Origin of the sequence: Bacillus sp. NMCC4, assembly GCF_002998555.1 — a bacterium.
Lineage (GTDB): Bacteria > Bacillota > Bacilli > Bacillales > Bacillaceae > Bacillus.
Genome location: NZ_PVRA01000001.1, coordinates 251,952 through 277,305 on the forward strand (window position 1 = coordinate 251,952; position 25,354 = coordinate 277,305).

Genomic DNA, 25,354 nt, shown 5'->3' on the forward strand with positions numbered 1-25,354 from the left:
CTTTTTTCTAATATGACTTGTCTTTCCTTAAATTAAAGCATATCTCCACTGGAAAAGGCAAAGATATGCTGAATGCGCGTCTAAGAGCTGTGTTTGTCCTAGTTTGTTAATTGTTCAATATCCTGTAAAAGATTGACGGACTGCTGAAGCTGCTTGATCAACCCTTGCTGGTCCTCAAGCATAGCAGCAACGTCGATGTTGTCCGCTTTCAATTGCTGTAAATACGTTTGAATTTCCTCTGACAGCACCTTATTTTTTTCAATGATCTGCACATGCAGGTCTGCTGCTATTTTTGGTGCTGTCAGTTCATTAAATTCTTGAATGTCTGCCTTCAATGATTCAAGCTGCTGGGTTAATTCTGCTTTTTTGGCGGCGTTTTTTACAGCTTCTTCTGCGAGCTGTGGAAAGTCCTCCGTAAATTGCTGAATGTCCGTCACATACTCATTTGCCTCTGTGACATATGTCGTTGTATCACTTACTTGGTCAAGCAAACCGGAGCATCCACTTAATACAAGCGTGCCCGAAAATAACAAAGAGATCACATGTTTTTTCAAGATCGATCATCCTTTCATCTGCGGTATTGAAAACATCATTTGTCCCGCTCCCCCATCACACAGATGCAATAAGACCTTAAAAAAGCCAGACCTTTGCCTCATGTGTGATAGGCAAAGGTCTGGCTAACATGTTCATGCCGGAATGGCCGAGAAACAACGTGAGTTTCTGTAATGACGACCAAACCGTAAAAGCTACTCCCCTTTAGGAAACCGTTCAAATGTTATGTTTATCATATCGAATGTCAGGACAACAGTCAATGAGAAGCTGGCGGTAGATCATGCTCTTCATACAGCATATAGCCCGCTCCAGTTGACGCATAAATCCGGTTGCGCCCTTGGCGTTTTGACATATACAAGGCTTGGTCCGCTTCAAATAGAAGAGTTTCTAATACATTTGGATCATAAGCTGTATGAGCGATTCCAAAGCTCGCTGTCACTCGCACTTTTTCCTCATCAGTCTCAAAGAAACTCGTCTCAAACGAATGTCTCATTCGCTCCGCAATATGACATGCCTCTTCAAATGAATGATGCGGCAGACAAATAGCAAACTCTTCTCCGCCATATCGTCCGAATAAATCGTCCATCTGTAAATGCTGCTGACAAATGGTGACAACATGACGCAGCGCCTCGTCTCCAATATGATGTCCATGCGTGTCATTGATTTGTTTAAAGAAATCAATATCAAACAGCAAGATCGCCGTATCCTGCGCATCCTCTTCCAAGATCATCTGCGTTCGTTCAATAAAAGAAGAACGATTGAAGATATTCGTCAACCCATCAATATACGCACGACGCTCCAGCTCTTCCTGCAGCAAACGCTGCTCTGTTACATCACTGATCACAATTTGCCTGCCCTCGATCTCTCCTCTTCTATTAAATAGGGACGATGCGGTCAAGTGATAATAGCTGGAATGATCTTTTTCCCTTTTCAACATTAAATCATATTGCGAATGATCCTGCGGAGAACGCAGCCACTGAATGAACGCGGTATCTTTGATGATCCCTGAGAAAATATCGTCAATTTTAAAGCCAATCCCCTTTTTATTAGAAAGTGCTGGAATGATCGATGCAGCAGCGGGGTTGTAATCTATGAGTGTCCGGTATCGATCTAAAATGAGAACCCCTTCAGACATATGCTCAAACACACGCTCCATTGCAATGGGAGAGAGCTTAAAGAGCTGGAACGACATAATCGCCCATAAGTAGAGTGCATTGGTTAAAAACATCACCACAGGGACCGGGTCAATATGAAGAGGCGTAACGCCTAATAAATAGATAAAAGATGTCGTGATTGGCAGTAACATTCCCACTAGCAAAATGAGGATCTGCTTTAAATATTCTTTTTTTGTGACACGTAAAAACCAAACCAGCATAAAAATAGCGAGCATCGAACAGCCAAATGTATAGACGCCATGAATGATATACCAATAGCCAATCGTAAAATCAGCCAATAAAAAACCGTCTACTGGATTCATCGTGATGCTACGATAAAAGAGTGAATGAAAAGAGTTGGTGAACACCATAATGGTAGTGAGAGTTGGAATCAGTAAGATGAGAAGCACGCGGCGCTTTGTGAAATATTGATGGAATCCCGTAAATTGCAGCACAATCATCAGACTGAATGGTGCGATGAACGGAAGACCTATGTATTGAAAACAAACCCAGAACATGATCTGTCCAGGTGTACTTGCCAATAATTCAAACGTGTGCCCAAAGATATAAATCGCAGTTGCTCCAGACATATACATAAACAATTGACAGCCAATATACCGGCGGCGGTTCGCATGAGCAATGATTGATAATATCACGGACAGAATGCCAGAAACACTCATGATCACAATAAAATGTAAAACAATCGAATCCATGTAAACGCCCCAATTTCAGTTATTTAGAACTAGTCTAATATTACTATATATGAGGAAGTCATAAATGGGAAGATGTGATTTTGATTTGGTTGGAGGTTTTTTGTACAGTTTCGGTCATTATCTGTTCGTGATCCCTTATATTTTCACTACTTTTTGCTTAATTTGAGGGAGAAGTATGTTGCGGTAGGTGAAATATCTGTACAATGTGGAAATCGGGGATCAATGACGAGGAGGCTTACAAGGTATATGACTTTTTTGATTATTATGGCGGGGCTATTTATGCTGATTCTCTTGGAGAAGCCATTTGAGAAGAGAAGTTCTGGGTTGATATTTTTGGTGAGTTATTTACTACTGATTGCAGTTTATGTGATTCAAACAACGTTTGTGGAACTCTTATCTAATCAGCTCTTACTCATCATTGCTATTATAGTTGTTTGTCCTTTGTTAATTCGATTTTTACAGTTGTTTCGGGGAACATAAGTTGACCAATACATTAAAAAAAGATGCTGGCTATCGGCATCTTTAAGTTTTCCGAGAAAATCTCGTCAGTCTTATTTTCTTCTTAATTCCATCCATTTTATAATAGAGAAATTTCTCGTTAAAGCAAGGTGTTGTTCTCATATTCCACTCTAGAAATCCTTCTCAACACAGAGCCGATTTTGTATTGCTAGATTATTCCGATTAATGGCTTGAAGAATAATCTCATTGAAAATGTCCTAGAAAATCGTTGTATCTTTAAATCGAGTAAGGCGATGCCAAATGATAAGGAACGGGGTCATTGATGCTCAAACCTAAAAACATCAATATTCTATGCTATGCCGATTGATCTAGTGGTAGAGGCCACGTTCTTTTAAACCGATTCACCCCAACTTAAAGAAATGCAAACAACATCAATAAATATCCACGACCCTGTTCCTTATCATGAAGCAATGGATCTAAAACGTTTTGATATATTAGTCGTACAAAACCTCCCTCATATTAAACATAATATAACCTCTTTTTATAAAGCGGAGCCACATATATAATGAGGGGTAATAGTCATCATAAATATACAGTATATATTTTTATTTAATAGCACTATAAGGGTAGCAATTATCATTTAAGAATAATAAATTAGAACCTTTTAGTCTTCATACTCCATTCATAATGTCCTCGAACACCATTCTCCAACCTAGATATGAATTTAATCATACCACTATCAAAAGGCTCATTACTGATAAAGACTTTATTTTTAAGTTCAATGAATGTATTAATTTCTATGTTTAACATTTCCTTTGCTCTATCTAAAGCTGTCTCTATTGAACAATTTTCTTGTTTTTGCAGAATGATAACCAAATTATGAATTTCATCATTCTCAAATTCTTTTTTAAAAGATAATAAATCATTTGTCCAATTTACTATTTTATTGATAGAGTTAATTAAATCTCTCAGTAAAATACTACGACTAGAAGCAGGAATAAAACTTCTCCCTCCTCTTTCTATTAGATCAAAACAGACAAAAACACTCCCACTATGCATCCTATGATTGACGTACTCTTCAAGAGTCGGTATGTACTTTTCTTTTTCATTTTTAATTTCCCATTTAATAGAATTAAAACAATTTTGAATACTTTGAATAATTCTTTTTTTCCATTCATCAGGCATTCCTATACTAAGACGTTTCCACCAATCATGCCACGCATATAAAAAAGTATCATCATCATAAAATGCTCTTTCATTAAGAATTTCAATTATCTTTTTAGAATATATATCATATAACTTTTGATTGTTCAAATTGTCGCTATAATCATCCAATATACAAAACAATAAAAGATAATCAGAAGACAATCTTACACTGTCGTAAGAGTCATAAGGTTGAGAACGTCCTGCCAAGTATGAAATTTTTTGTCTTTCATATCTTTTTATGTTTGAATCATTCATTAAATTATTAATTTTAGCCCAATTAACTGTGTCTTCATGTACTTTTTTAACATAAGGATTGATAGAACTTTCGAAACATTCTTCTATTTTCGGTATGTTTTTTACTTCTAACATTTCGTCCTCCTAAAAATTATTTTCTTTTTTATGTATTTACCCTGTTTAAATTTTCAAAAAACGCAGTTAATAATCTTGTTTTTCTGTCTAAAAAAAGATAAACAGAAAAATGCTTATCTTAACAGAATAATTAATAAAAAATACCATTTACCTGTTTCCGCAGGGTAAACTATAAAGAGACTTGAACAATATTCCATTATTAAACAAACAGTTGGTTTAACTTTGTTCTTGTCTTTGTACAGAATCTCTTTGAATTAATTGCGTATATGCTTCTTCATAAAATGAAGTAATGTTTGGCCTAAAGCAGTTAGGATAACACCTTTCCCATCACATTTTGGGCATATTTTTTCTTCGTTCTTAATAGAAATATGACTTGTTCCATTACAATTAGGACAAACATGCTCTAAATCGTCTGTTGATATAATGACTGACATCTCTTTCACCTCAACTTATAGAATAATGATGTTTCTTGGCTAAACCTTAAATCTAATAAGATCCATAAACATACATTTTTTAAATAAAATTTCTATTTGGCAATAAAGATATCATATTATAACATAATTAAAGTGCTCAATGTTTGAGTGACAAATTAATCTATTAAGGAGGCTTTAAGAGAGCTGCATCGTGCAAACCATTAATTGAGCGACCAACATAAAGCCCTGAACAATTAAGGAATCTCGATACACCACAATGATTAAGGATGTTTTTAGCGATTTAATTAAATATTTATCATTTTTTGATCCTCTATAAACTGCACCATTAGATTCTGCTCCGACATACGCTTCACAAAGTCTGTCAAATCAAGTGATGGATCTATTAAAGAGCATAAAAAAAGACGCTCATAAAATAGCGCCTTTTAAAAATGATGATAGAGTTTTGGAACTTCTAAAATGATGCCAAACCCGTATCAAGGGCTTTCAAACCCTTGATACCCGACTGCATTCTAAAAATTTTGATGGAGACGGTGGGAGTCGAACCCACGTCCAGAGACATCGATTACTTAAGCGTCTACGAGCGTAGTCAACATATTTCGTGTTCACTCATCCGCATGCCTGCTGACGGGCGCTTGGAGAGCTAGTCTGATGGATCTCTTCTTACGTCCTCAGACGGAAACGTAAGCGTAGCCTACTTCATTGGGCTCCTCACAGACACATAGGCGATGTCAGGAAGAGCTCGCTGCACTTATTAGGCAGCTAGTGCTAAGTTTTGGTTAAAACTTTTAGTTTTGCCAGTTACATTTAAGTGCGTGTTAACGAGATCGCCTCTCGGCTCGCAGCCTAAGCTCGAACCATCCCTGTCGAATCCGTAACGTCCCCTTGTAAAAGGGATATACGGGATGGAAACGTTCAGCTTAACTGCTTCCGTATATAACTATTATAACAATCTCTTCGCTTGAAACAACTGGTGGTTTCTGTAAGAAAAGCAATGATTGTTTACTGCATAACATATTGTAGCATAATGCTTCCGCTCTCAGCAAGACATCTGCATGAATCTAGAATTGCTTTTGGCGATCACGGAAAGCACGCTCGATTTCACGTTTTGCATCTTTTTTCTTCAGATCGTCACGTTTATCATATTTCTTTTTCCCTTTACCAATTCCGATCAGCACTTTGGCAAAGCCATTTTTTAAATAGAGTTTCAGAGGCACGAGTGAGTAGCCCTCTTCCTTTGTCGCACCAATCAATTTGCTGATTTGCTTGCGATGAAGCAGCAGCTTTCTCGTTCTCAGCGGATCATGGTTATAACGGTTCCCCTGCTCGTATGGGCTTACGTGCATGTTGTGAAGAAACACTTCTCCTCGCTCGATTTTGGCAAAGGAATCTTTTAAATTCACTTTTCCTGCACGAATCGATTTGATTTCAGTTCCTTGTAACACAAGGCCGGCTTCATACGTTTCTTCTATAAAATAGTCATGATTTGCTTTTTTGTTTTGGGAAACAACCTTTCCCTCTCCCTTTGGCATTGGCGTACACCCTCCTTTTGACACAAACACGGTCCAAATCGTACGGATTATTTTATCAAACAATCCAGCTTTCGACAATGCTGACGCCATGTGGTCAAAAAGCAAATAGAGCATCACGCTCTATTTGCTTTTTGGCACGTTACTTTTTCTTTTTACGCTTTTGTTTTGGCGCGTTATCAAATACGCGTTTTTTCTTTTTCTTCTTATGGCCTGTGAACCAGTCACTTCCGCCTTTATCCTCTTTGGCTTTATCCCCAGAGGCATTTTGACCTCCACGCCCTTTTTTCGCTGGTGAATCTGTCCGTTTTTTGAACTTAAAATCTTTTGGCGATTTACGGCGGGTGCCTTTCATGCCGACGATTTCAAAATCAATGGAGTGCTCATCTTTATTAACACTAACCACTTTGACAGTGATTTCGTCACCGATACGATATACATTCCCTGTGCGTTCACCGATCATGGCAAAGTGCTGTTCATCAAAGCGATAGTAGTCGTCTGTCATGTAGCTGACATGGACAAGACCTTCAATTGTATTCGGCAGTTCAACAAATAGTCCGAAGTTCGTCACGGAACTAATCATGCCATCAAACTCTTCACCGATTTTATCAAGCATAAATTCTGCCTTCTTGAGGTCATCTGTTTCACGCTCTGCATCGACTGAACGGCGCTCCATAGTAGACGCATGATCTGCGATTTCAGGCAGCAGCTGGCCCCACTTTTCTAGGGTTGCTTCGTCTGTTTTTTTCTGAATCAAATAGGTTCTGATCAGTCTATGCACGATTAAATCCGGATAACGGCGGATCGGTGATGTAAAGTGCGTATAGAATTCCGTTGATAACCCAAAATGGCCGATGCTTTCTGGATCATATTTCGCCTGTTTCATCGAACGAAGCATCACGGTTTGTATCACAACTTCTTCTGGTTGATCCCTCACAGCATCAAGTACACTTTGAAGGGCACGCGGGTGGATGTTTGTCGACGTTCCTTTCACAATGTAACCAAACGTTGTCACGAACTCTAAAAAGCGCTGAAGCTTCTCAGGATTTGGTTCTTCGTGAATTCGATATATGAAAGGTACATTCAACCAGTGGAAATGCTCTGCAACCGTTTCGTTTGCAACAAGCATGAATTCTTCAATTAATTTCTCTGCGACAGATCGCTCACGAATGACAACGTCTTTCGCCGCTCCTTCATCATCTACAAGCACTTTTGCTTCCTTGAAATCAAAGTCTACTGCTCCGCGCTCCATTCGTTTGTCGCGAAGAATCTCTGCAAGCTTCTCCATCTCTTGGAACATTGGCACAAGCGGCTCATATTTGTCTAAAAGCTCTTCGTCTTGGTCGACTAAAATCTTATTCACATCAGAATAGGTCATTCTTTCCGTCGTTTTGATCACACTTTGGAAAATCTCATGTTTGACGACCTTCCCATTTCGATCGATGACCATTTCACAAGACAGGGTGAGACGATCGACCTTCGGATTCAATGAGCAAATACCGTTTGACAGGCGGTGCGGGATCATCGGAATGACGCGGTCTACGAGATACACACTCGTTCCACGCTCATAAGCTTCCTGATCAATCGGGGAGTTCTCTGTGACATAATGAGAGACATCTGCAATATGCACCCCTAGCTTATATTTGCCATCATCCAGCTTTTGCACCGTAACGGCATCATCTAAGTCCTTCGCATCTGCTCCGTCAATTGTTACAATCGTTTCGTTGCGCAAGTCACGTCTGCCTTCCAGGTCTTTTTCATCAATCGTTTCAGGTGTGTCTACTGCCTGCTGAAGCGCTTCTTCTGGGAACTCACCTGGCAGGCCGTGTTTATGAATGATCGATAAAATATCAATGCCAGGGTCATTTTTATGACCGAGGATTTCAGTCACTTCGCCCTCTGCACTCATTCTTCCTTCTGGGTAGCTTGTCAGCGTCACGACCACTTTATGCCCTTCGACCGCTCCATTTTTAGCGGATTTCGGGATGAAGATATCGGTTGTGATTTTTTTATCATCAGGAATGACAAAGCCAAAGCTTTTCGTTTCTGTGTAGGTACCGACAACCGTCTGAGTATTACGCTCCAAAATTCGGATGACAGTTCCTTCTTTTTTTGTGCCGTTTGATTTGTGGCTGACACGAACCATGACCGTATCACCATTCATCGCTGTGCCTAGCTCATTAGGCGGAATGAAAATATCATCCTGTCCAAACTCTTCTGGTGTCACAAATGCAAAACCTTTTGCATGAGCAGACAGCTTTCCTTTTACCAAGTTCATTTTTTCTGGTACACCGTAGCGATCGCTGCGCGTGCGAACAATGAGTCCTTGATCTTCCAGCATCACAAGTGCTTTGACGAGCTCTTTATAATCATCAGGATTGGTAATCTCCATCATCACTTCCAGCTCTTGAACGGTTAACGGTTTATAAGCTTCATCTTTCATAAAAGCGAGTAATTCATCCATAAATTCTTCTTTTTGCACACTCTAACCCCCTATATATTTAAATTGACCAATTAAGTGATTCTAAGAATGCATATACATCCTGATGAACCTTCTCACGCTCTTTATCAAGCGTGATCACATGGCCTGATTCTTCATACCATTTCAAATGCTTTTGATCTGTCTCTACTTCGTTATAAATGATATTCGCACTGTCTGTATTAATCATATGATCGTGACGTGCCTGAACAACAAAAGTAGGTGAATAAATCATGTCGACATTGTTTCTGACATCTGCAATCAGTTCTTGCAGGCTTTTGAGTGTATCCATTGGCGTTTTCTTGAACTCTTCCATTTCCTGTTCAATCTGCTCCTCTGACTTACCCTCGAATTTCTTATAGTTACGGGCATATTCTAGTACACCCTGGTACATGACTTCTTCACTTTTTATGTACATAGGTGCACACATAGGTACAATTCCCTTTACAGGTACAGTGTAACCTAATTTCAATGAAAAAACTCCTCCGAGGGATAGTCCGCAAACCGCAATTTCCTCATAGCCTTCATCTTTTAAGAATTGATAGCCTTCTTCTACATCTTTCCACCAGTCAGCCGGGCCAGATTGGACAAGCTCTTCTGGCGGCACACCGTGTCCTTTATATTGAGGTGCATGGCATGTATACCCTCTTTCGTTCAAATAACGGCCTAGCATTCGAACATCGGCTGTATTCCCAGTAAAACCGTGAAGAAGAAGCACCGCCTTTTCTCCACCTTTAAACGTAAATGGTTTCGGTGTAACAACTTTCATGATGTGACTTCCTTTCCTTCTGATATGGTTTATATTTTCCACTTGTATGTATGAAACAAACACAAAAGAGTGCTGATAATAAAAAAAGGTCTGAAAAAAGATCAGACCTTCTGTTACTCGCGCCTTACACGCCTAGATATGCCAATGCAAGTGTTAAGATGAAGAAAAGCACTGACAAAATAACCGTTAATCGGTGAAGTATCAAGTCAAGGCCTCTCGCTTTTTGCTTACCGAAAAGCTGCTCGGCTCCACCTGAAATAGCGCCTGACAGTCCAGCACTTTTACTTGATTGTAACAATACAACGATGATAAGTGCGATACTGACAATTACGAGTAATGTGATAACAAATGCGTGCATGAAAACACCTCCAGACAAACTGGTACACATAACTTTATTTTACATGAAAACAAGGTGCATGTCACGAAACATCAAAATAAAGATTCCCTCTATATTGTCGACTTTATTCGTTATTTTGATTCAATTTCATTCCAAAGAGTAGTATGCAGCATTTTTTATATGCAATTTTCGGTTAAAAATACGTTTTTAACGGGTTGCTTCTTCTTTCAATAGCTGTTTTAATTCTACTAACAAACGTTCAGCTCCTTCAGGACTCAGCATCACATTCCCATTTCCATAGCTTTTGTTATACTTCGTCACTTGTCCAGTTAACAGGCAGCTCTTATCTGCATCATATTTTTTCAGCATAATGGTTTGATCTTCAATGAAAATTTCTAATAGCTGCTCTTCTTTAATATTGAGCACCTTGCGCATTTCTGAAGGCAGAACAATTCTGCCTAGTGAATCAATATGTCTGACCATCCCAGTTCTTTTCAACGACATTGCCTCCTTGATCATTTCATTCGTTGACTTTTGTCAATATCTTCATAGTAAAATAGATCTTCAAATTTTTTATCAAAGTAATGAATCATTTTGCCAATGACAAGCTGGCCTGGTTTCCGGTGACCATTTAATACCCTGCTGAGTGTGGCAGGAGAAATGCCAATTTCATCAGCGAGCTGATTTAAAGACATATCGTTTTCGATCATATACTGCATGACAAAAGCCCGCCTGATCTGAATCTTTTCGACCATCATTACAACCTCCTATGGAATCAATATGTACAACGTGCAGGTGCTCACATGAAACAGATCTATTAACTTAAGTCAACACTTTTACCCCTCTGCTATTTCCTTTGGTCAATGATCATACTAAAATAAGTCATATACTGAAATGTGAGGTTCGATGTCATGAATCACTTTGGTGAACAATTACGCATTTTAAGAGAAAATAGAAAAATGTCTGTCAATCAACTCGCCATGTATTCAGGTGTAAGCGCTGCTGGAATTTCTCGTATTGAAAATGGAAAGCGCGGTGTGCCAAAACCTTTGACTATCAAAAAATTAGCACATGCCTTGAAGGTGCCTTATGAGGATTTAATGCTGCTTGCCGGTCATATTGAACAGGAGCAAGTTCATGAAATGAAACCAAAATATGAATCCATGTTGAAAATCTATCAAACGGCGCTTCAAAAGGATGTAGAACATCTTCCCATTTTTGATGGGGACAAATGGGAAAGGCTCTCCGCACAAGACATCAGCCAGCTGAATGAATACTTTCTCACGCTCATCAACCAAAAAAAGGCGAACAAATAGCGGGGCATAAACCTAATGTACATCCACTATTAACTAATGTCAATATTTTCATAGTATACTTGTTGCCAATAGTCAACAAATCAGATAAAATAGACATATCTAATCTATAACCATGTGAGGTTTTGCCTTGATGAACTTTGGTGCATATTTAAGAGCATTACGTGAGGAAAAGAAGCTGTCAGTGAACCAATTAGCGATGTATTCAGAGGTCAGCGCTGCTGGTATTTCTCGTATTGAAAACGGGAAACGCGGTATTCCAAAGCCTCCTACGATTAAAAAACTAGCCGGTGCATTAAAGGTCCCTTATGAGGAAATGATGCAGGCTGCGGGCTATATTGAGGAAGCCTCTTCTGTCCATCAGTTGAAGGAAGAGGAAATGGCATTATCCAAAATAAAGGAAGCTGCAGTGCTATATGAACTTGGTGATCTCGAAATATTTGATGGAGACATTTGGTCAACTCTTTCGAAAAAAGAAATAGAGGATCTTAACCGCTATCTGTTATTTATGTTAAACAGCCGTTCGTCATCATAGAATGTTTTGAGCATTGACAAGCTTTTCGAGCTGATTTATGACAGATTTACGGTATAATGAGTTCAGATTGGAGTGAAGAAAGATGAATCAATCTGACATGTGCCCGCGGTTTGAAAAAGCAGTTGAGTTATTGAGTAAACGCTGGGTTGCACTGATTGTTTTTCAGCTTCTCTCAGGTCCGCAGCGCTTTAGTGAAATTGAGGCTGCTCTGACAAATTTAAGCGGAAGAGTATTATCTGAGAGATTAAAAGAGCTGGAAGCAGCAGGCATTGTAAAACGGGAGGTTTTTGCTGAAACACCCGTGCGCATTGAGTATTCTTTAACTGATATGGGGCGTTCCCTTGCACCCGTTTTTGAGGAAATTTCGAAGTGGTCCTCTGAATGGATCACGCTTGAATCATAAAATACCTGCATGTGAACCGCCTGATCATCATAAAACAACCTCCCTTACAGATGTAAGGGAGGTTTTGTCTTTTTAACCGCTTAAGCAGATGTGATGTTTTTTGCAGCTAATGCTTTTCTTTCTTTTTTCTTGTTAGTTGGGCTTAAATAGCGTTCGAGCCAGCCCATGACTAGGTCAGCGATAATGGCCATGAGCGCAGTTGGAATAGCACCTGCTAAAATGATGGCTGTTCCGTTTGTGGCGTTTGATCCTCTGATGATGATATCACCTAGACCTCCCGCACCAACAAATGTCCCAATCGCTGTAATGCCGATGGCGATGACAAGGGCGGTTCTTAAACCAGCCATAATGACCGATAAAGCAAGCGGTAATTCAACCATTCTCAGCACTTGCCATTTCGTCATGCCCATCGCTTTACCCGATTCTAAATAAGCATGTTCAATGCTGACAATCCCTGTATACGTGTTGCGGATGATCGGCAGAAGCGAATACAGAAAGAGTGATAAGATGACTGTATTTGCGCCAAGTCCTAATACAAGCATCAGCACGGAAAGCATCGCTAACGCCGGTATGGTTTGTATAACATTGGTAATGGCGAAGATCCAATTGCTCAGCTTACGGTAATGCGCCACAAAGATGCCTACTGGAATTCCGACAATCGCCGCAAACAGCACCCCATACGCTGACATGAGAAAATGCCGATAAAATTCTTCTAACACATATGAACCGTTCTGCTGATAATACGTCCATAATTGCTGCAGTGTGTCCATCAGCCGTGACACCTCCCCATCTTACTCAAAGTAATTGTGCTTTTTCAGGAAATTTTTCGCAACGGTGGCTGGTTCTTGAAGCTCCCCGTCGACTTGATAGTTAAGCTCTTGCATTTGCTCTGTATCGATTTTTCCGATCAGCCTGTTGATCACCTTATCAAGCCCTGGGTTCTCTTTTAGGACTTTTTCCGGGACAACTGGCGATGCATCATATGGCGGGAAAAACCGCTTATCATCTTTTAAAATTTTGAGGTCATAGGCTTTGATTCGTCCATCTGTTGAATAGGCAAGCACAATATCCATTTTTTCATTTTTTAATGCATCGTAGACTAAACCAATCTGCATTGGATACGTGCTTCCAAATTCAATTCCGTATGTTTTCACGAATCCTTCATAACCGTCGCCTTTCTTTTTGAGCCAAATATTATCGACACCGAACCGGTAATTTTTCGCATTCTTTTTCAAGTCAGAGACGGTTTCTAACTTGTTTTCCTTCGCCATCTTTTGCGTCACGGCAAAGGCATACGTATTATCAAAGCCATAGGAATCAAACCATTTGTAATCATAGCGTTTCTTAAATTCTTTTTGGACGATCTCCATCGCACGCTCCGGGTCTTTTTCCGCATCCATTCCAAGCGTACTCGTCAAATCTGTCCCTGTATATCTTGTGGCAGAAATGTCGATATCTCCGTTTTCCATTGCTTTCTGCTGTACGGTATTAGAGCCTAGGTTTTTCACAATGGTTGTCTTTTTATCTGTGTAATGTTCGATGATATCGCTAACCATGTAGGCCATAATTTCTGATTCGGTAAAGTTTTGTGCTCCAATTCGCAGCGTATTGCCTGAGGAGCCGGCTAGTCCAGGAAGTGAACAGCCGCTTATCAATAGCAAGCATCCGGCAAGCAGTGCACTGATCCATTTTGTTTTTCGATTCTTCACATAAGCCAACTCCTTATGAAACTTCCTTCAATCCTTTTAAGCCTTCTGGTGTTACTTTTTTCTCCAGCTTCATCAATGAAAAGTCGATGATGACCGCTAAAATGGTGACTGGGATGGCACCTGCAATAATGTATTCCGGCTGGTATAGCTGAAGTCCAATCAAAATGTAGTCACCAAGACCTCCTCCACCGATAAAAGCAGCAAGTGTTGTCCAGCCAATTAAATAAATCGTTGACGTTCGAACGCCTGCCATAATGATCGGTACAGCAAGCGGAAGTTCCACAAGACGAATTTGTTCCCATGTGGTCATGCCGATCCCTTTACCGGATTCAAGCATGTTTTTGTTCACACCTTGGACGCCCGCATACGTATTTCTCAAAATAGGCAATACCGAATAGAAAAAGAGAGCAACGATTGCAGGTATTTTCCCCACCCCCAAAATAGGAATAAAAAATGCAAGAATCGCTAAACTAGGGAGTGTTTGAAAGATATTCACGACACCGATGACAAAACCTGCGCCTCGTTTCATTCGTGTGAGAACGACGCCTAAAGGAACGGCAACGATAATTCCTAGCACGACGGCAATTAAGGAAATATATAAATGCTCCCACATTTTTGTGAGGAGTTCCCCACCATTTTTCTCTAGAAAATCGATGATTTGATCCATGTGTCCACCTCCCTTAGTTCATTTCAATGGCAGACGCCGGCGTATCGTCTCCCCAAATAGAGTCGTACACAACATCTACAAGACTTGCCCGTGTTACAATGCCTTTTAAATGCCCTTTGGCATCCACAACCGGTACATATTTAATACCGCGTATTAAGATTTTCCGAACGGTGTCTCTTAGAAGTGCGCCTTCTTGTACAGTATAGAACTCTGTATTTAAGATCTCACCAACGAAAGCCGCTTTTCTGCGGTTCGCATCGATTGTTTCAATATCGATATAGCCTTTTAGCACATGATGTTCATCTACTACAAGCAAGGAATCGACCCGCTTTTCTCTCATGATGTAGATGGCATCAGTCAACGTTTGTTCGACTGTAATGGTGACTGGTGACGTGTTCATCATTTGTTCTACACGTTCCATATTCGGATTTGATTGAAGCAGGCGTTCTTTTCCAATGAATTCTTCTACGAACTCGTTGGCGGGGTTACGCAAAATATCTTCAGGTGTGCCTACTTGGACAATCTCTCCATCTTTTAAAATCACAATTCGGTCAGCAAGTTTAATAGCTTCATCCATGTCATGTGTGACGAATACGATGGTTTTATTTAACGTTTTTTGCAGTTTCTTAAATTCTTCCTGCAATGTATCTCGTGTAATTGGATCAAGTGCACCAAATGGTTCATCCATGAGGATCAGAGGGGGTTCTGCTGCCAGTGCGCGAAGAACTCCGATGCGCTGCTGCTGTCCTCCACTGAGTTCATGAGGATAGCGCTCTAAAAATTCCGGGCCCATGTCGACGAGCTTCAGCAGTTCGCGAGCTCGTTCTTTCCGTTTTTCTTCCGGCCATTTTAAGAGCTTCGGCACAAGTGAGATGTTTTGCGCGATGGTCATATGGGGGAACAGTCCAATTTGCTGAATCACATAACCGATTTCTCTTCTTAATTGAACTGGATCTTTTTTCATAATATTTTCTCCCTCGATGAAAATGTTTCCTGAGGAAGGTTCAATGAGTCGGTTGATCATCTTCATGGTTGTTGTCTTACCACAGCCACTCGGTCCAATAAAACAAATAAATTCTCCTTTTGCTATTTCTAAATCAATATTTTTGACAGCTTTTTTTCCGCCTTTATACGTCTTAGATACATTCTCTAGTTTCAGCAAATGAGACACCTCCAATTAGTTGGATCTATATATTCAGAAAATTTACACCTTATTCATTATAGTGCAAACTTTATAAAATAAAAAGTTTATGATGTGTTTGTATTGCATAAGATTTATATAAAATTTTCAGTTAACGCTGTAATATCTAGAGATCTCTCCTTTTTCCTTCAAATTACTAGCAATTACTCAATATTTATTGTTTTCATCAACAAACAGGTATATGATATATTGTGTTACAAATTGTCAGTCGTGAAGGGATGAAGCGGGGAGTGGACAAGCAAGCGTTAGGCGCCATTCAAAAAGCACAGGATCATTATATTGAAAAAGCTGCGGAGAACATGAATGCCTTTGGTCTTTCTTCTACAGTGGGTAGAGTGCTTGGTATCATTCACATGAACCGTAAACCAATGACGCTGGAAGAGCTATCAGAGGCGACCGGCATGAGCAAAACGAGGATGAGTCAAGTCGTTCGAGAAATGCTCGATTTGAATATTGCGGAAAAGGTTTATGAAAAAGGAATACGTAAAGATCTTTATGAAGTTGAGCAAGATCAATACCAAACGTTTATTTCATTGTTTGCAGCCAATTGGTCCCGAGTTGTCAGCAAAAACCGTAAAGCACATAAGAAAACGTGCAAGGAATTGCAAGAGCTGCTTGAACAGGACGACTTACCTGAAGAAACAGAGGATAAAATCAATCTGCTTCTTTCAGAAATCAAGGAAAGTCTTGATTACTATGATTGGATTAGCCGCTTAATTGAATTCTTTGAAAGTGAAGAAGTATTTAAGCATGTGCCGAAACCTTAAAAAAAGCTGTTTTATTTTACATCATTGTAGAAAAAAAACAGCTTTTTTATATACACTTATGACATAAACATCGGAAACATCCCTTTTAAGCCTGCGCCGATCATCTCAACTGCCACTACAGCAAGAATTAATCCCATCAAACGCGTCACAACATTCATCTCTGTTTTCCCCATTTTCCGCATAATGAAACTGGAATAATGAAAGGCATAATACGTCATGGCAAGAACAATGATAATGCCGATTAGAATCGAAAACATGTGGAGCATCCCTTGACTTCCCGGGGTTAAACTCATTACTGTAGCGATTGTACCGGGCCCAGCGATGATCGGGATTGCCAGCGGCGTAACGGAGATATCTGCCTTCTCTTTGCTTTCTGCCTTTTCCTCCGAATGAGGATTTTGGACGTGTGATTCTTTTGCATTCAGCAAATTGTAAGCGATACCAAAAATAAAAATACCTCCGGCGATGCGGAGTGCATGAATATCGATCCCAAACAATTTGAATATGAGCCTGCCTGCCAATAGAAAGGCAATCAAAATAATGAAAGAGACCACGATGGCTTTTTTGGCTGTCTGAGCGCGTTCTTTCTCTGTATAGCCTTCTGTTAAGGTGATGAAAAGAGGCACGTTTCCAATGGGGTTTGATACAGCAAATAATGAGACCACAACATGAATCATAAAGGAAATCAACAGACACCCTCCTTTTTTCATAGTGTCTGCCAAACTGATGTGAATATTCCCTTTGATGTTAAAACCTGTTTATCTTTAACCGATGATAATAGAGGTTTAAAGAAAGGGGTTCACACTTGAAAAAACCATTACGATCATTCTTCTGTCTGTTGCGGTGTTAGGCGCAGCTGGCTGGATTGTTTGGCAGCAGCAGAGGAAAAACATCAGCAAGAAAGCAAAACGAACACTAAGCAGCTTTCGAAGTTAAAATCAGATCAAACGGATATGAAGCATGAAAACGATGAACAAAAAAAGCAAATAGCCACCGTCACTAAAAAGCTCAAAAAAGAAAAGAAAGCCTATGAAAAAGAGGTCAAACAGCGTAAAGCGCTTGAGATAAAAGTCGACCAGCTTCAAAAAGAGCTGGCAGCAGCAAAAGCTACTGCTCAAGCGAATAAGCAGACCGCACAGGCTACAAGAAAACCAACTGTCAAAAAAGACCCGAATGTCACTCATCACCCTCCCTCTCAGGTGGGTACAGGACCAATATGATTGGGGCGTGACAAGGGGATATGAAAGAATAGAAAGGATGAAAACATGTGATACAGATTCAGCGATTATCTCATGATCAATCTCTCCCAATGGATCTTTTACTATTAGCTGACCCTTCAAAGAAAAAGGTTCTCGCGTATGTGCAATCCGGCTCTTGTTATGCCGCCTTTCATGAAGAGGATGTGATTGGTGTTTATGTGCTATCATCGCTACCTCAGCATACAGTCGAAATCATGAATGTTGCTGTGAAGGAGTCATGGCAAGGAAAGGGAATTGGGAAACAGCTGATCCGTCATGCGATCGCTGAAGCGAAAGCCGCTGGTTTCCATAGGATTGAAATCGGCACAGGCAACTCGAGTATTCAGCAGCTCGCACTTTATCAAAAATGCGGCTTCCGCCTGACTTCGATCGATCGCGATTTCTTCCTTAAGCATTATGATGAACCGATTTATGAAAACGGGATTCAATGTATGGATATGGTACGGCTGTCTCTCACGTTTCAAGCAGACTGACTTTTTGCTCAGCCTGCTTTTTTTATGATCTTCGCTTTTTCACAGCATGAATCACATATTGAATCAAAAAGTAAAGCACAGCGCCAGCTAAAAAGCAGACAACACATCCAAAAAGCGTCGCCTCTGAGCTGAATTGATACTCTTCAATTTTCATGATATAAAATGGCATACCAAACAGTGTCGGACTTGATTCAACATGATTGACTTCTAGCAGCAGTAAAAAGACAGGGGTCATAAACACAGCAAATATATACAGCATCGCAAGTGTTAAGCCGCTAGAAAACGAATGAAATACTTTGATCATCTCTTTCTCTCCTTCATCTCTTTTAAACTGGCTGTGATATTTTTCCCATCTGGGCAAGCTGGATGCAGCATCACAGTGTTCAGTAAAGAAAAAAACAGCAGCTGATGACTCACCGGATGCTTCCACATTATAAAAAGCACACTCGAGCAGAGCACAGGAAACAGCGGACCCGCAAGTGCCACCATCAGATTAAAGCTCGGCCGGGCAAATGTCTCATGGACGATCGCCACTTGCTTCCAATCAATCATCATCACAAAATCAAAAAGGGGTCTTTTTTCGAATTTGTTACACACCATGACCATCAACATATGACCGAGTTCGTGAATGAGCACAACAGCTAGTAAACTAATGACAAGCCCCATCATCGCAATACAGGCCTTTTTAACATCGCAGCATATATACAACTGAAAAAGGCAAGTGAACCAAGCAGATAAGCGGTGGCGAGAAGAGATACATCAGATGAAAGCCATTCTAATAAAAGCATATCGATAAAGCTGAATACAGCAATCATCAACACGATCACAAACAGCTTATTAAAATCACTGATTTTCACGACAAACCCTGTACAGGCCGCCATGGCGGTAATCAATAAAATGGACAAACTCGCCAATCCATGACCTTCACTTTCAATACCGATCACCAAATAGGCAAGCCCAATATACACAAAATATGTCAGCAGATTAATGGTGTAATAAAATAACATTCTCGACATTAAATAAGCGCCCTTTGATGTATTTAACATAAAGATGGCCCTTTGATTGATATGATATTCCCTGCCAATCATCAGCGGAAGCATGATCAATATTTCCTTTAACGCAAACTGCACAATAAAGGCATACAGCCAGCCAGTTTCTGCCGGTGTAAAAACAAAAGGCAGCCCCGCCGTCAAACAAATGAGAAAGAGAAACAAAATGCCTTGCTCTTTAAAAACAGCTGATCGGCTGAAATAGACCAATTCCTGCCGCAGATGCGTCAGAAAGGAAGAGTGCGTTCTGATTTTCTGGTAGGAAAACGACTTCACCTCTTTTTTCAGCTGCAAAAACATCTGATGAACATAGCAAGCTGCTAAACCCTTCACCCATAGCCATCCAGCGCTTAGGATGATGACAAGTAACAACAGATAGACAGCCGGCCATACATGGATCATCTCCACCGCTTTTTGAAAAAGGAGAAATATTAGTACATGAAGCGCCGCAAAGCCGATCGTTTGAAGCAGCAAATGCTCTTTTGTTTTTGATACGAAATGGCTCACACCGATCCGCAGCAGCATCCATGAAGAGACCGTATAAAGTGCCAATATGCAACATGTGATGCAGACAACGATGATCCAATACAGAGATGGAGTGACACCCGTGATCAAAAGACCTAATATAATCGGTAAAAAAAGCAGTCCAGCCATGAGGAAGCAAAAAAGAACTGGAAAGAAATACGCACAAAGGACAAAGGATACACTTTGTATCGCGCTGTTCAAAAAGTAGAATTGATATTCTTGGCGCTTCAGTTTATTCCGGGATAACACAATCCCTGCTCCTAATAGTAAGAGCGACATTTTGACAAATTGGAGGTATAGCGTAGCTGGCTCACTTTCACCTACCTGCATGTAAAAGCGCAGGCTGATGACAACGTATATCGCATAGATCAGCAAGAGAAAAACGGCAGCTGCGAGAAGCTGCAAAGGATACTTTTTTCCAAGCTGCTTTCCTTTCGCTGTCAGCATGCCCCATTCTATTTTATGAAGAACGTGTCGTGTCCAAATCATTGAGTAACCTCTCCACCTGCATATAGTAATCTCGATTTACTTCTTTATAAATCTCTTCAAGTGCCTGATGAGGAAATGTCTGAGTCGTTTCTTGGCGGGACATATTCAGCTTGACGTCACCATTTCTTAAGATCATGAGATGGTCATATAATGTATCACCAAAGCTCAAATGATGAGTTGATATCAGAATGCCAGCGCCTTGATCTCTCAGCTTCATGAGCACCTTTCTTAAGATAATCATCATATCTGGATCAAGTCCGTTCGTTGGCTCGTCGAACACATAATAATCACATGGCCTGAGAAGCTGCGAAATGATTTGTGTTTTTTTTTGATTGCCATGGGACAGCTGAGCGATTGGCTGATCCATATACGGACTCAGCTCAAACAAATCGATGAATGTCTCTTCACGTGTGATATCTTGCTCATGTGGCAGCTGAAGTAATTGAAAGTATTCCCTCGGTGTTAAATAATCGAACAACGCATGTTCGTCAGGAATATAGGAAACGTGTTTTTTCAATAGGGAAATATGTGCTGAGGATTGAAGGTTCAGCTGTTCACCATGTAAGGAAACAGAGCCAGTAAATGGCGTTAGCCCAAACATAGCTTGGATCATTGTTGTCTTTCCTGCACCATTGTGTCCTAAAAGAAGCATCGTTCGGCCTTTCTCTACGTTCATTTGTATATGGCGGAGAGAGAAGGTGCGGCTATACGTTTTTTCTTGTATTTGTAATGTCAGCATCATATTCCTCCGTTTGTTTCAGATGGAACAGATGACCTCGCATCTGTTCTCATCCCTGTTAGAAACCGCATTTGATTTTCACGTACATGCCTAAGAACTTGAATTCGCCTAAAAATTTAGAGCCTTTTCCAAAGGTCTTGCATGCCCAAATCAATGCTGCGACTGTCACAATACCTAAAATAGCGGCAAGGACATAAATCCAAAATGCATTTTTCTGTATGTTCTTAGAAGTTAGAATTCGTTGCTTCCTTTCATCATAGGCCGCCAGTAGGTGAAGGACATACATATACACACCTACTGGAAAACGAAGGCTAAAAGGATTCAGCATCTCATCACCCCCTAATATATGTAAAATGATACCACCCCCTTACAGAAAGCATAAGTTCATTTCAGATCATATTTTTAGTCGATTTTTCATGATTTAGTGCTTATAAATGGAGGGGATTTTGACTGCTTCTCTAACTGAAGGAGGATTTTTTACAAAAATAGGATAAGACAAATGAATTAGCTATCGGATTTCGCTCAACACAAAAAAAACGCTGCGTCCCGCTCTCATGAAAGAGCGGGACGCAGCGCGTAGCTGGCATTATTTATTCAAGTTATAGAATGTTGCAATGCCGTGATATTGTGCTGTTTCAGCCAATTGATCTTCGATGCGAAGTAATTGGTTGTATTTCGCCACACGGTCCGTACGAGACGGAGCACCTGTTTTGATTTGTCCAGCGTTTGTTGCAACAGCGATGTCTGCAATTGTGCTGTCTTCTGTTTCACCAGAACGGTGAGAGATGACTGCTGTGTATCCTGCGCGTTTTGCCATTTCGATTGCATCAAATGTTTCAGTTAATGTACCGATTTGGTTTACTTTGATCAGGATAGAGTTACCAACGCCGTTTTTGATTCCTTCAGAAAGCTTCTTCGTGTTTGTCACGAATAAGTCATCTCCTACTAGCTGAACCTTGCTGCCAAGGCGCTCAGTTAATAGTTTGTGACCTTCCCAGTCGTTTTCATCAAGGCCGTCTTCGATCGAGATGATTGGGTATTTCGATACCATATCTTCATACCAGTCAACCATTTCAGCAGATGTTTTCACAACACCTTCGCCTGATAAATGATATTTACCGTCTTCTTTGTTGTAGAACTCAGAAGATGCAGCATCCATTGCAAGTTTCACTTCTTCACCTGGTTTGAAACCAGCTTTTTCAATCGCTTCTACGATTGTTTGAAGTGCTTCTTCGTTAGAACCAAGGTTTGGAGCGAATCCGCCTTCGTCACCTACAGCTGTGTTTAAGCCTTTTGCACTTAATACAGATTTCAGGCTATGGAAGATTTGTGCGCCCATGCGAAGTGCTTCACGGAAGTTCGGTGCACCTACAGGCATAATCATGAATTCTTGAATGTCTACGTTGTTATCCGCATGCTCTCCGCCGTTGACGATGTTCATCATCGGCACTGGAAGCGTTTTGGAGTTGAATCCACCAAGGTATTGGTAAAGTGGAATTTGTAAGAAATCAGCAGCCGCACGTGCTACAGCGATAGATACGCCAAGGATTGCGTTTGCGCCTAATTTCCCTTTGTTTTCTGTTCCATCAAGTTCGATTAACATTTTGTCAATCGCTACTTGTTCTGTTACATCAAAGCCTAAAAGTTCTGGTGCAATGATTTCATTTACGTTGTTTACAGCTGTCAGAACACCTTTTCCAAGGTAACGGTCTTTGTCTCCGTCACGTAGTTCTACTGCTTCATATTCACCAGTAGAAGCACCACTTGGTACTAATGCACGGCCAAAGCCGCCAGATTCTGTGTAAACTTCTACTTCAACTGTTGGGTTACCGCGAGAGTCTAATACTTCGCGTGCATATACGTCAACAATGTATGGCATCGTTATTTCTCTCCTTTTGAATCAATTTTTTTATTTCTGAATCAATGATGTTCCTGTCATCTCTTTTGGTTTTTCAAGACCAAGTAAGTCTAAAAGCGTTGGAGATAGATCGGCTAGAATGCCGCCTTCTCTAAGCGTTGCACCTTTTTTCGTCACGATGACTGGAACAGGGTTTGTCGTATGTGCAGTATGCGGCTTGCCTTCTTCGGTTATCAGCACGTCTGCGTTACCGTGGTCTGCCGTGATGATGGCATGTCCGCCTTTTGCTAGGATTGCGTCGACTACAGCTCCTAAGCACTCATCTACTGCTTCAATGGCTTTGATTGTTGGCTCGAGCATACCTGAATGACCAACCATATCCGGGTTAGCAAAGTTCAGGATGATCGCATCATGCTTATCAGCATTGATGTCTGCAACAAGTGCATCCTTTACCTCGTAAGCGCTCATTTCTGGCTTGAGGTCATAGGTTGCCACATCTGGCGAATTGATCAAGATGCGGTCTTCACCAGGAAATTCTTCTTCACGCCCACCACTCATAAAGAACGTCACATGAGGATATTTCTCTGTTTCAGCAATCCGCAGCTGTTTCAATCCATTTTGAGAAAGCACTTCTCCTACTGTGTTATCCAAATTCACTGGTTTGAAGGCGACATAGCCATCAACCGTTTCACTGAAGTGTGTAAAGCAGACGAAGTGTAAATCCTTCGGATGTGCTTCCCCGCGATCAAATGAGCGGAAATCTTCATTTGTGAAGGTGTTCGAAATTTGGATCGCACGGTCTGGACGGAAGTTATAGAAAATCACAGAGTCTCCGTCGTTTACTTTTGCAACTGGCTCACCATTTTCTCTCGTGATGACAGATGGAATAACGAATTCATCGTAGATTCCATTTTCATAGGAGTCATCAACGACATCATAAATGTTTTGATAACTTGGGCCTTCACCATACGCCATCGCGCGATATGCTTTCTCCACACGATCCCAGCGTTTGTCACGGTCCATTGAGTAATAGCGTCCAGAAAGTGTTGCCACTTCTCCGACACCGATTTCTTTGATTTGTTCTTCAAGCTGTTTTAAGTACACTTTGGCTGTCTTTTGACCAACATCACGTCCGTCTAAGAAGCCATGAATGTATACCTTTGTTAAGCCTTCTTTTTTCGCCAGCTTCAGCAGGGCAAAGAGATGCTGGATGTGGCTGTGCACACCGCCGTCTGACAAGAGACCGAATAAATGAAGGGCCTTGTCATTCTCTTTTGCATAAGTCATTGCATCTAGGAACGTTTCGTTTTTCTCAAATTCCCCTTCACGAATGGCAACATTCACTCTTGTTAAGCTTTGATACACAATGCGTCCTGCACCGATGTTCAGATGCCCAACTTCAGAGTTACCCATTTGACCTTGCGGGAGGCCTACTGCCTCACCTGAAGCCGTTAAGGTTTGATGCGGGAATTCATTCCAGTAGCGGTCGAAGTTCGGTTTCTTTGCTTGGGCAACAGCGTTACCGACTGTTTCGCCTCTTAAACCGAATCCATCTAAGATGATTAATGCAGCTGGTTTCTTACTCATATTGACCTTCCTCCAATAATTGAACGAAAGACTGAGGTTCTAAGCTTGCGCCGCCTACCAAAGCACCGTCAATATCGGATTCTGCCATATATTCTTTAATATTCGCCGGCTTCACGCTTCCGCCATATTGAATGCGAAGGCTGTCTGCCGCTTCTTGACCATATTCGCTTGCAACGGTTTGACGGATATGCGCGCAAACGTCGTTTGCATCTTTCGCTGTAGAAGATTTCCCTGTACCGATCGCCCAGATTGGCTCATATGCAATGACAGATTCAGCGACTTGCTGAGTCGTTAAACCAGCTAGTGCTTTCTTCACTTGATCAGCGACAAGTTCATTTGTTTTGCCAGCTTCACGCTCTTCAAGCGTTTCACCTACGCAGATAATTGGAACGATGCCATGCTTGAATGCAGCATGTGCTTTTTTGTTCACTGTTTCATCTGTTTCAGCGAAGAATTCACGGCGCTCTGAATGACCGATCACTGAGTAGCCGATGCCAAGGTCTTTTAGCGCAGCAGGGCTGATTTCACCAGTGAATGCACCATTTTCTTCAAAGTGCATGTTTTGTGCACCAATTTTAAGGTCTGTTCCGTTAGAAAGGCTGTTTAGCTTTTCAAGGAAAAGTGCTGGCGCACAGACAATTGATTCCACTTTGTCAGGAGATGGAATGGATGACTTGACTTCTTCAACGAAGCTAACCGCTTCGCCAAGTGTTTTGTTCATTTTCCAGTTCCCAGCTATAATTGGTTTTCTCATGATTGACACTTCCTTATAGCAGTTTTGG

At 40.9% G+C, this 25,354-nt stretch carries 29 protein-coding genes and 1 other RNA gene; 6 read left to right on the forward strand and 24 right to left on the reverse strand.

Annotated features, from left to right (window positions below; translation table 11 throughout):
* Positions 1–98: 98 nt before the first annotated feature.
* The 11 genes from C6Y02_RS01385 to C6Y02_RS01440 form a co-directional block, all read right to left on the reverse strand.
* A complete protein-coding gene (locus C6Y02_RS01385; RefSeq protein WP_106030501.1) occupies positions 99–554 on the reverse strand; it encodes a DUF6376 family protein in 456 nt (151 codons plus the stop codon).
* Between the two features lie 254 nt (positions 555–808).
* The gene (locus C6Y02_RS01390; protein WP_060597308.1) at positions 809–2,419 is read right to left on the reverse strand and encodes a histidine kinase N-terminal 7TM domain-containing diguanylate cyclase; all 1,611 of its coding nucleotides are present in this window, start codon (positions 2,417–2,419) and stop codon (positions 809–811) included.
* A gap of 1,113 nt (positions 2,420–3,532) precedes the next feature.
* On the reverse strand, positions 3,533–4,453 hold the full coding sequence (locus tag C6Y02_RS01400) for a terpene synthase family protein (protein ID WP_066030409.1): 921 nt from the start codon (positions 4,451–4,453) through the stop codon (positions 3,533–3,535).
* A gap of 254 nt (positions 4,454–4,707) precedes the next feature.
* Positions 4,708–4,887: a tryptophan RNA-binding attenuation protein gene (locus C6Y02_RS01405; protein WP_080869546.1), complete on the reverse strand. Its 180-nt coding sequence runs from the start codon at positions 4,885–4,887 to the stop codon at positions 4,708–4,710.
* Positions 4,888–5,406: 519 nt separating this feature from the next.
* Positions 5,407–5,769: a transfer-messenger RNA gene (gene ssrA, locus C6Y02_RS01410) on the reverse strand.
* Positions 5,770–5,945: 176 nt separating this feature from the next.
* Positions 5,946–6,416 carry an SsrA-binding protein SmpB gene (gene smpB / locus C6Y02_RS01415; protein WP_060597311.1) on the reverse strand — a complete coding sequence of 157 codons (471 nt, stop codon included), beginning with the start codon at positions 6,414–6,416 and terminating at the stop codon, positions 5,946–5,948.
* Between the two features lie 139 nt (positions 6,417–6,555).
* Entirely contained in the window at positions 6,556–8,895 is a 2,340-nt protein-coding gene (gene rnr / locus C6Y02_RS01420) for a ribonuclease R (protein WP_106030502.1), read from the reverse strand.
* A gap of 19 nt (positions 8,896–8,914) precedes the next feature.
* Positions 8,915–9,661: an alpha/beta hydrolase gene (locus C6Y02_RS01425; RefSeq protein ID WP_060597313.1), complete on the reverse strand. Its 747-nt coding sequence runs from the start codon at positions 9,659–9,661 to the stop codon at positions 8,915–8,917.
* A gap of 124 nt (positions 9,662–9,785) precedes the next feature.
* Positions 9,786–10,019: a preprotein translocase subunit SecG gene (gene secG / locus C6Y02_RS01430; RefSeq protein ID WP_003212746.1), complete on the reverse strand. Its 234-nt coding sequence runs from the start codon at positions 10,017–10,019 to the stop codon at positions 9,786–9,788.
* Between the two features lie 186 nt (positions 10,020–10,205).
* Entirely contained in the window at positions 10,206–10,496 is a 291-nt protein-coding gene (locus C6Y02_RS01435) for an AbrB/MazE/SpoVT family DNA-binding domain-containing protein (protein WP_060597314.1), read from the reverse strand.
* A gap of 17 nt (positions 10,497–10,513) precedes the next feature.
* Positions 10,514–10,756 carry a helix-turn-helix domain-containing protein gene (locus C6Y02_RS01440; RefSeq protein WP_106030503.1) on the reverse strand — a complete coding sequence of 81 codons (243 nt, stop codon included), beginning with the start codon at positions 10,754–10,756 and terminating at the stop codon, positions 10,514–10,516.
* Positions 10,757–10,909: 153 nt separating this feature from the next.
* Here C6Y02_RS01440 and C6Y02_RS01445 point away from each other — a divergent pair, with 153 nt between their 5' ends.
* The 3 genes from C6Y02_RS01445 to catR all read left to right on the forward strand — a co-directional run bounded on the left by C6Y02_RS01445 (position 10,910) and on the right by catR (position 12,249).
* On the forward strand, positions 10,910–11,314 hold the full coding sequence (locus C6Y02_RS01445; RefSeq protein WP_034660010.1) for a helix-turn-helix domain-containing protein: 405 nt from the start codon (positions 10,910–10,912) through the stop codon (positions 11,312–11,314).
* 130 nt (positions 11,315–11,444) lie between these two features.
* Entirely contained in the window at positions 11,445–11,846 is a 402-nt protein-coding gene (locus C6Y02_RS01450; RefSeq protein WP_106030504.1) for a helix-turn-helix domain-containing protein, read from the forward strand.
* A gap of 82 nt (positions 11,847–11,928) precedes the next feature.
* Positions 11,929–12,249: a catDE operon transcriptional regulator CatR gene (gene catR, locus C6Y02_RS01455; protein ID WP_034660013.1), complete on the forward strand. Its 321-nt coding sequence runs from the start codon at positions 11,929–11,931 to the stop codon at positions 12,247–12,249.
* An 80-nt stretch (positions 12,250–12,329) separates the two neighbouring features.
* On the opposite strand, the gene C6Y02_RS01460 is transcribed toward catR, so the two are convergent.
* Genes C6Y02_RS01460 through C6Y02_RS01475 form a run of 4 tightly spaced genes read right to left on the reverse strand, consistent with a single transcriptional unit; the run spans position 12,330 to position 15,787 of the window.
* Entirely contained in the window at positions 12,330–13,019 is a 690-nt protein-coding gene (locus C6Y02_RS01460) for an ABC transporter permease (RefSeq protein ID WP_034660014.1), read from the reverse strand.
* Positions 13,020–13,040: 21 nt separating this feature from the next.
* A complete protein-coding gene (locus C6Y02_RS01465; RefSeq protein ID WP_106030505.1) occupies positions 13,041–13,958 on the reverse strand; it encodes an osmoprotectant ABC transporter substrate-binding protein in 918 nt (305 codons plus the stop codon).
* Positions 13,959–13,971: 13 nt separating this feature from the next.
* Entirely contained in the window at positions 13,972–14,625 is a 654-nt protein-coding gene (locus C6Y02_RS01470; protein WP_060597318.1) for an ABC transporter permease, read from the reverse strand.
* A 13-nt stretch (positions 14,626–14,638) separates the two neighbouring features.
* Positions 14,639–15,787 carry a betaine/proline/choline family ABC transporter ATP-binding protein gene (locus C6Y02_RS01475; protein WP_034660016.1) on the reverse strand — a complete coding sequence of 383 codons (1,149 nt, stop codon included), beginning with the start codon at positions 15,785–15,787 and terminating at the stop codon, positions 14,639–14,641.
* Between the two features lie 269 nt (positions 15,788–16,056).
* Here C6Y02_RS01475 and C6Y02_RS01480 point away from each other — a divergent pair, with 269 nt between their 5' ends.
* Positions 16,057–16,593 (forward strand): GbsR/MarR family transcriptional regulator, encoded by a 537-nt coding sequence (locus C6Y02_RS01480; protein WP_034660700.1) that lies wholly within the window; start codon positions 16,057–16,059, stop codon positions 16,591–16,593.
* Positions 16,594–16,649: 56 nt separating this feature from the next.
* Here C6Y02_RS01480 and C6Y02_RS01485 read toward each other — a convergent pair whose 3' ends face one another.
* Positions 16,650–17,282: a MarC family protein gene (locus C6Y02_RS01485; protein WP_060597319.1), complete on the reverse strand. Its 633-nt coding sequence runs from the start codon at positions 17,280–17,282 to the stop codon at positions 16,650–16,652.
* Between the two features lie 180 nt (positions 17,283–17,462).
* On the opposite strand from C6Y02_RS01485, the gene C6Y02_RS01490 reads away from it, so the two are divergent.
* The gene (locus tag C6Y02_RS01490) at positions 17,463–17,813 is read left to right on the forward strand and encodes a hypothetical protein (RefSeq protein ID WP_223250421.1); all 351 of its coding nucleotides are present in this window, start codon (positions 17,463–17,465) and stop codon (positions 17,811–17,813) included.
* A gap of 47 nt (positions 17,814–17,860) precedes the next feature.
* Positions 17,861–18,325 carry a GNAT family N-acetyltransferase gene (locus tag C6Y02_RS01495; RefSeq protein ID WP_106030506.1) on the forward strand — a complete coding sequence of 155 codons (465 nt, stop codon included), beginning with the start codon at positions 17,861–17,863 and terminating at the stop codon, positions 18,323–18,325.
* 22 nt (positions 18,326–18,347) lie between these two features.
* Here the strand turns inward: C6Y02_RS01495 and C6Y02_RS01500 are convergent, their stop codons facing one another.
* The 8 genes from C6Y02_RS01500 to tpiA form a co-directional block, all read right to left on the reverse strand.
* Complete coding sequence (locus C6Y02_RS01500; RefSeq protein WP_106030507.1) at positions 18,348–18,629, reverse strand: hypothetical protein; 282 nt, start codon at positions 18,627–18,629, stop codon at positions 18,348–18,350.
* Positions 18,626–18,994 carry a hypothetical protein gene (locus tag C6Y02_RS01505; RefSeq protein ID WP_106030508.1) on the reverse strand — a complete coding sequence of 123 codons (369 nt, stop codon included), beginning with the start codon at positions 18,992–18,994 and terminating at the stop codon, positions 18,626–18,628. Before C6Y02_RS01505 ends, C6Y02_RS01500 begins: the two co-directional genes overlap by 4 nt.
* Positions 18,991–20,388, reverse strand: a complete 1,398-nt coding sequence (locus tag C6Y02_RS01510; RefSeq protein WP_106030509.1) for a hypothetical protein — start codon at positions 20,386–20,388, stop codon at positions 18,991–18,993. The genes C6Y02_RS01505 and C6Y02_RS01510 overlap by 4 nt, the downstream gene beginning before the upstream one ends.
* Entirely contained in the window at positions 20,360–21,127 is a 768-nt protein-coding gene (locus C6Y02_RS01515; protein WP_106030510.1) for an ATP-binding cassette domain-containing protein, read from the reverse strand. Before C6Y02_RS01515 ends, C6Y02_RS01510 begins: the two co-directional genes overlap by 29 nt.
* A gap of 58 nt (positions 21,128–21,185) precedes the next feature.
* Complete coding sequence (locus C6Y02_RS01520; protein ID WP_060597324.1) at positions 21,186–21,455, reverse strand: hypothetical protein; 270 nt, start codon at positions 21,453–21,455, stop codon at positions 21,186–21,188.
* Positions 21,456–21,713: 258 nt separating this feature from the next.
* Positions 21,714–23,006, reverse strand: coding sequence for a phosphopyruvate hydratase (gene eno / locus C6Y02_RS01525; RefSeq protein WP_003212752.1), 1,293 nt, complete (start codon positions 23,004–23,006; stop codon positions 21,714–21,716).
* Between the two features lie 30 nt (positions 23,007–23,036).
* A complete protein-coding gene (gene gpmI / locus C6Y02_RS01530; protein WP_106030511.1) occupies positions 23,037–24,572 on the reverse strand; it encodes a 2,3-bisphosphoglycerate-independent phosphoglycerate mutase in 1,536 nt (511 codons plus the stop codon).
* Positions 24,565–25,326 carry a triose-phosphate isomerase gene (gene tpiA, locus C6Y02_RS01535; RefSeq protein WP_003213530.1) on the reverse strand — a complete coding sequence of 254 codons (762 nt, stop codon included), beginning with the start codon at positions 25,324–25,326 and terminating at the stop codon, positions 24,565–24,567. Before tpiA ends, gpmI begins: the two co-directional genes overlap by 8 nt.
* Positions 25,327–25,354 lie beyond the last annotated feature (28 nt).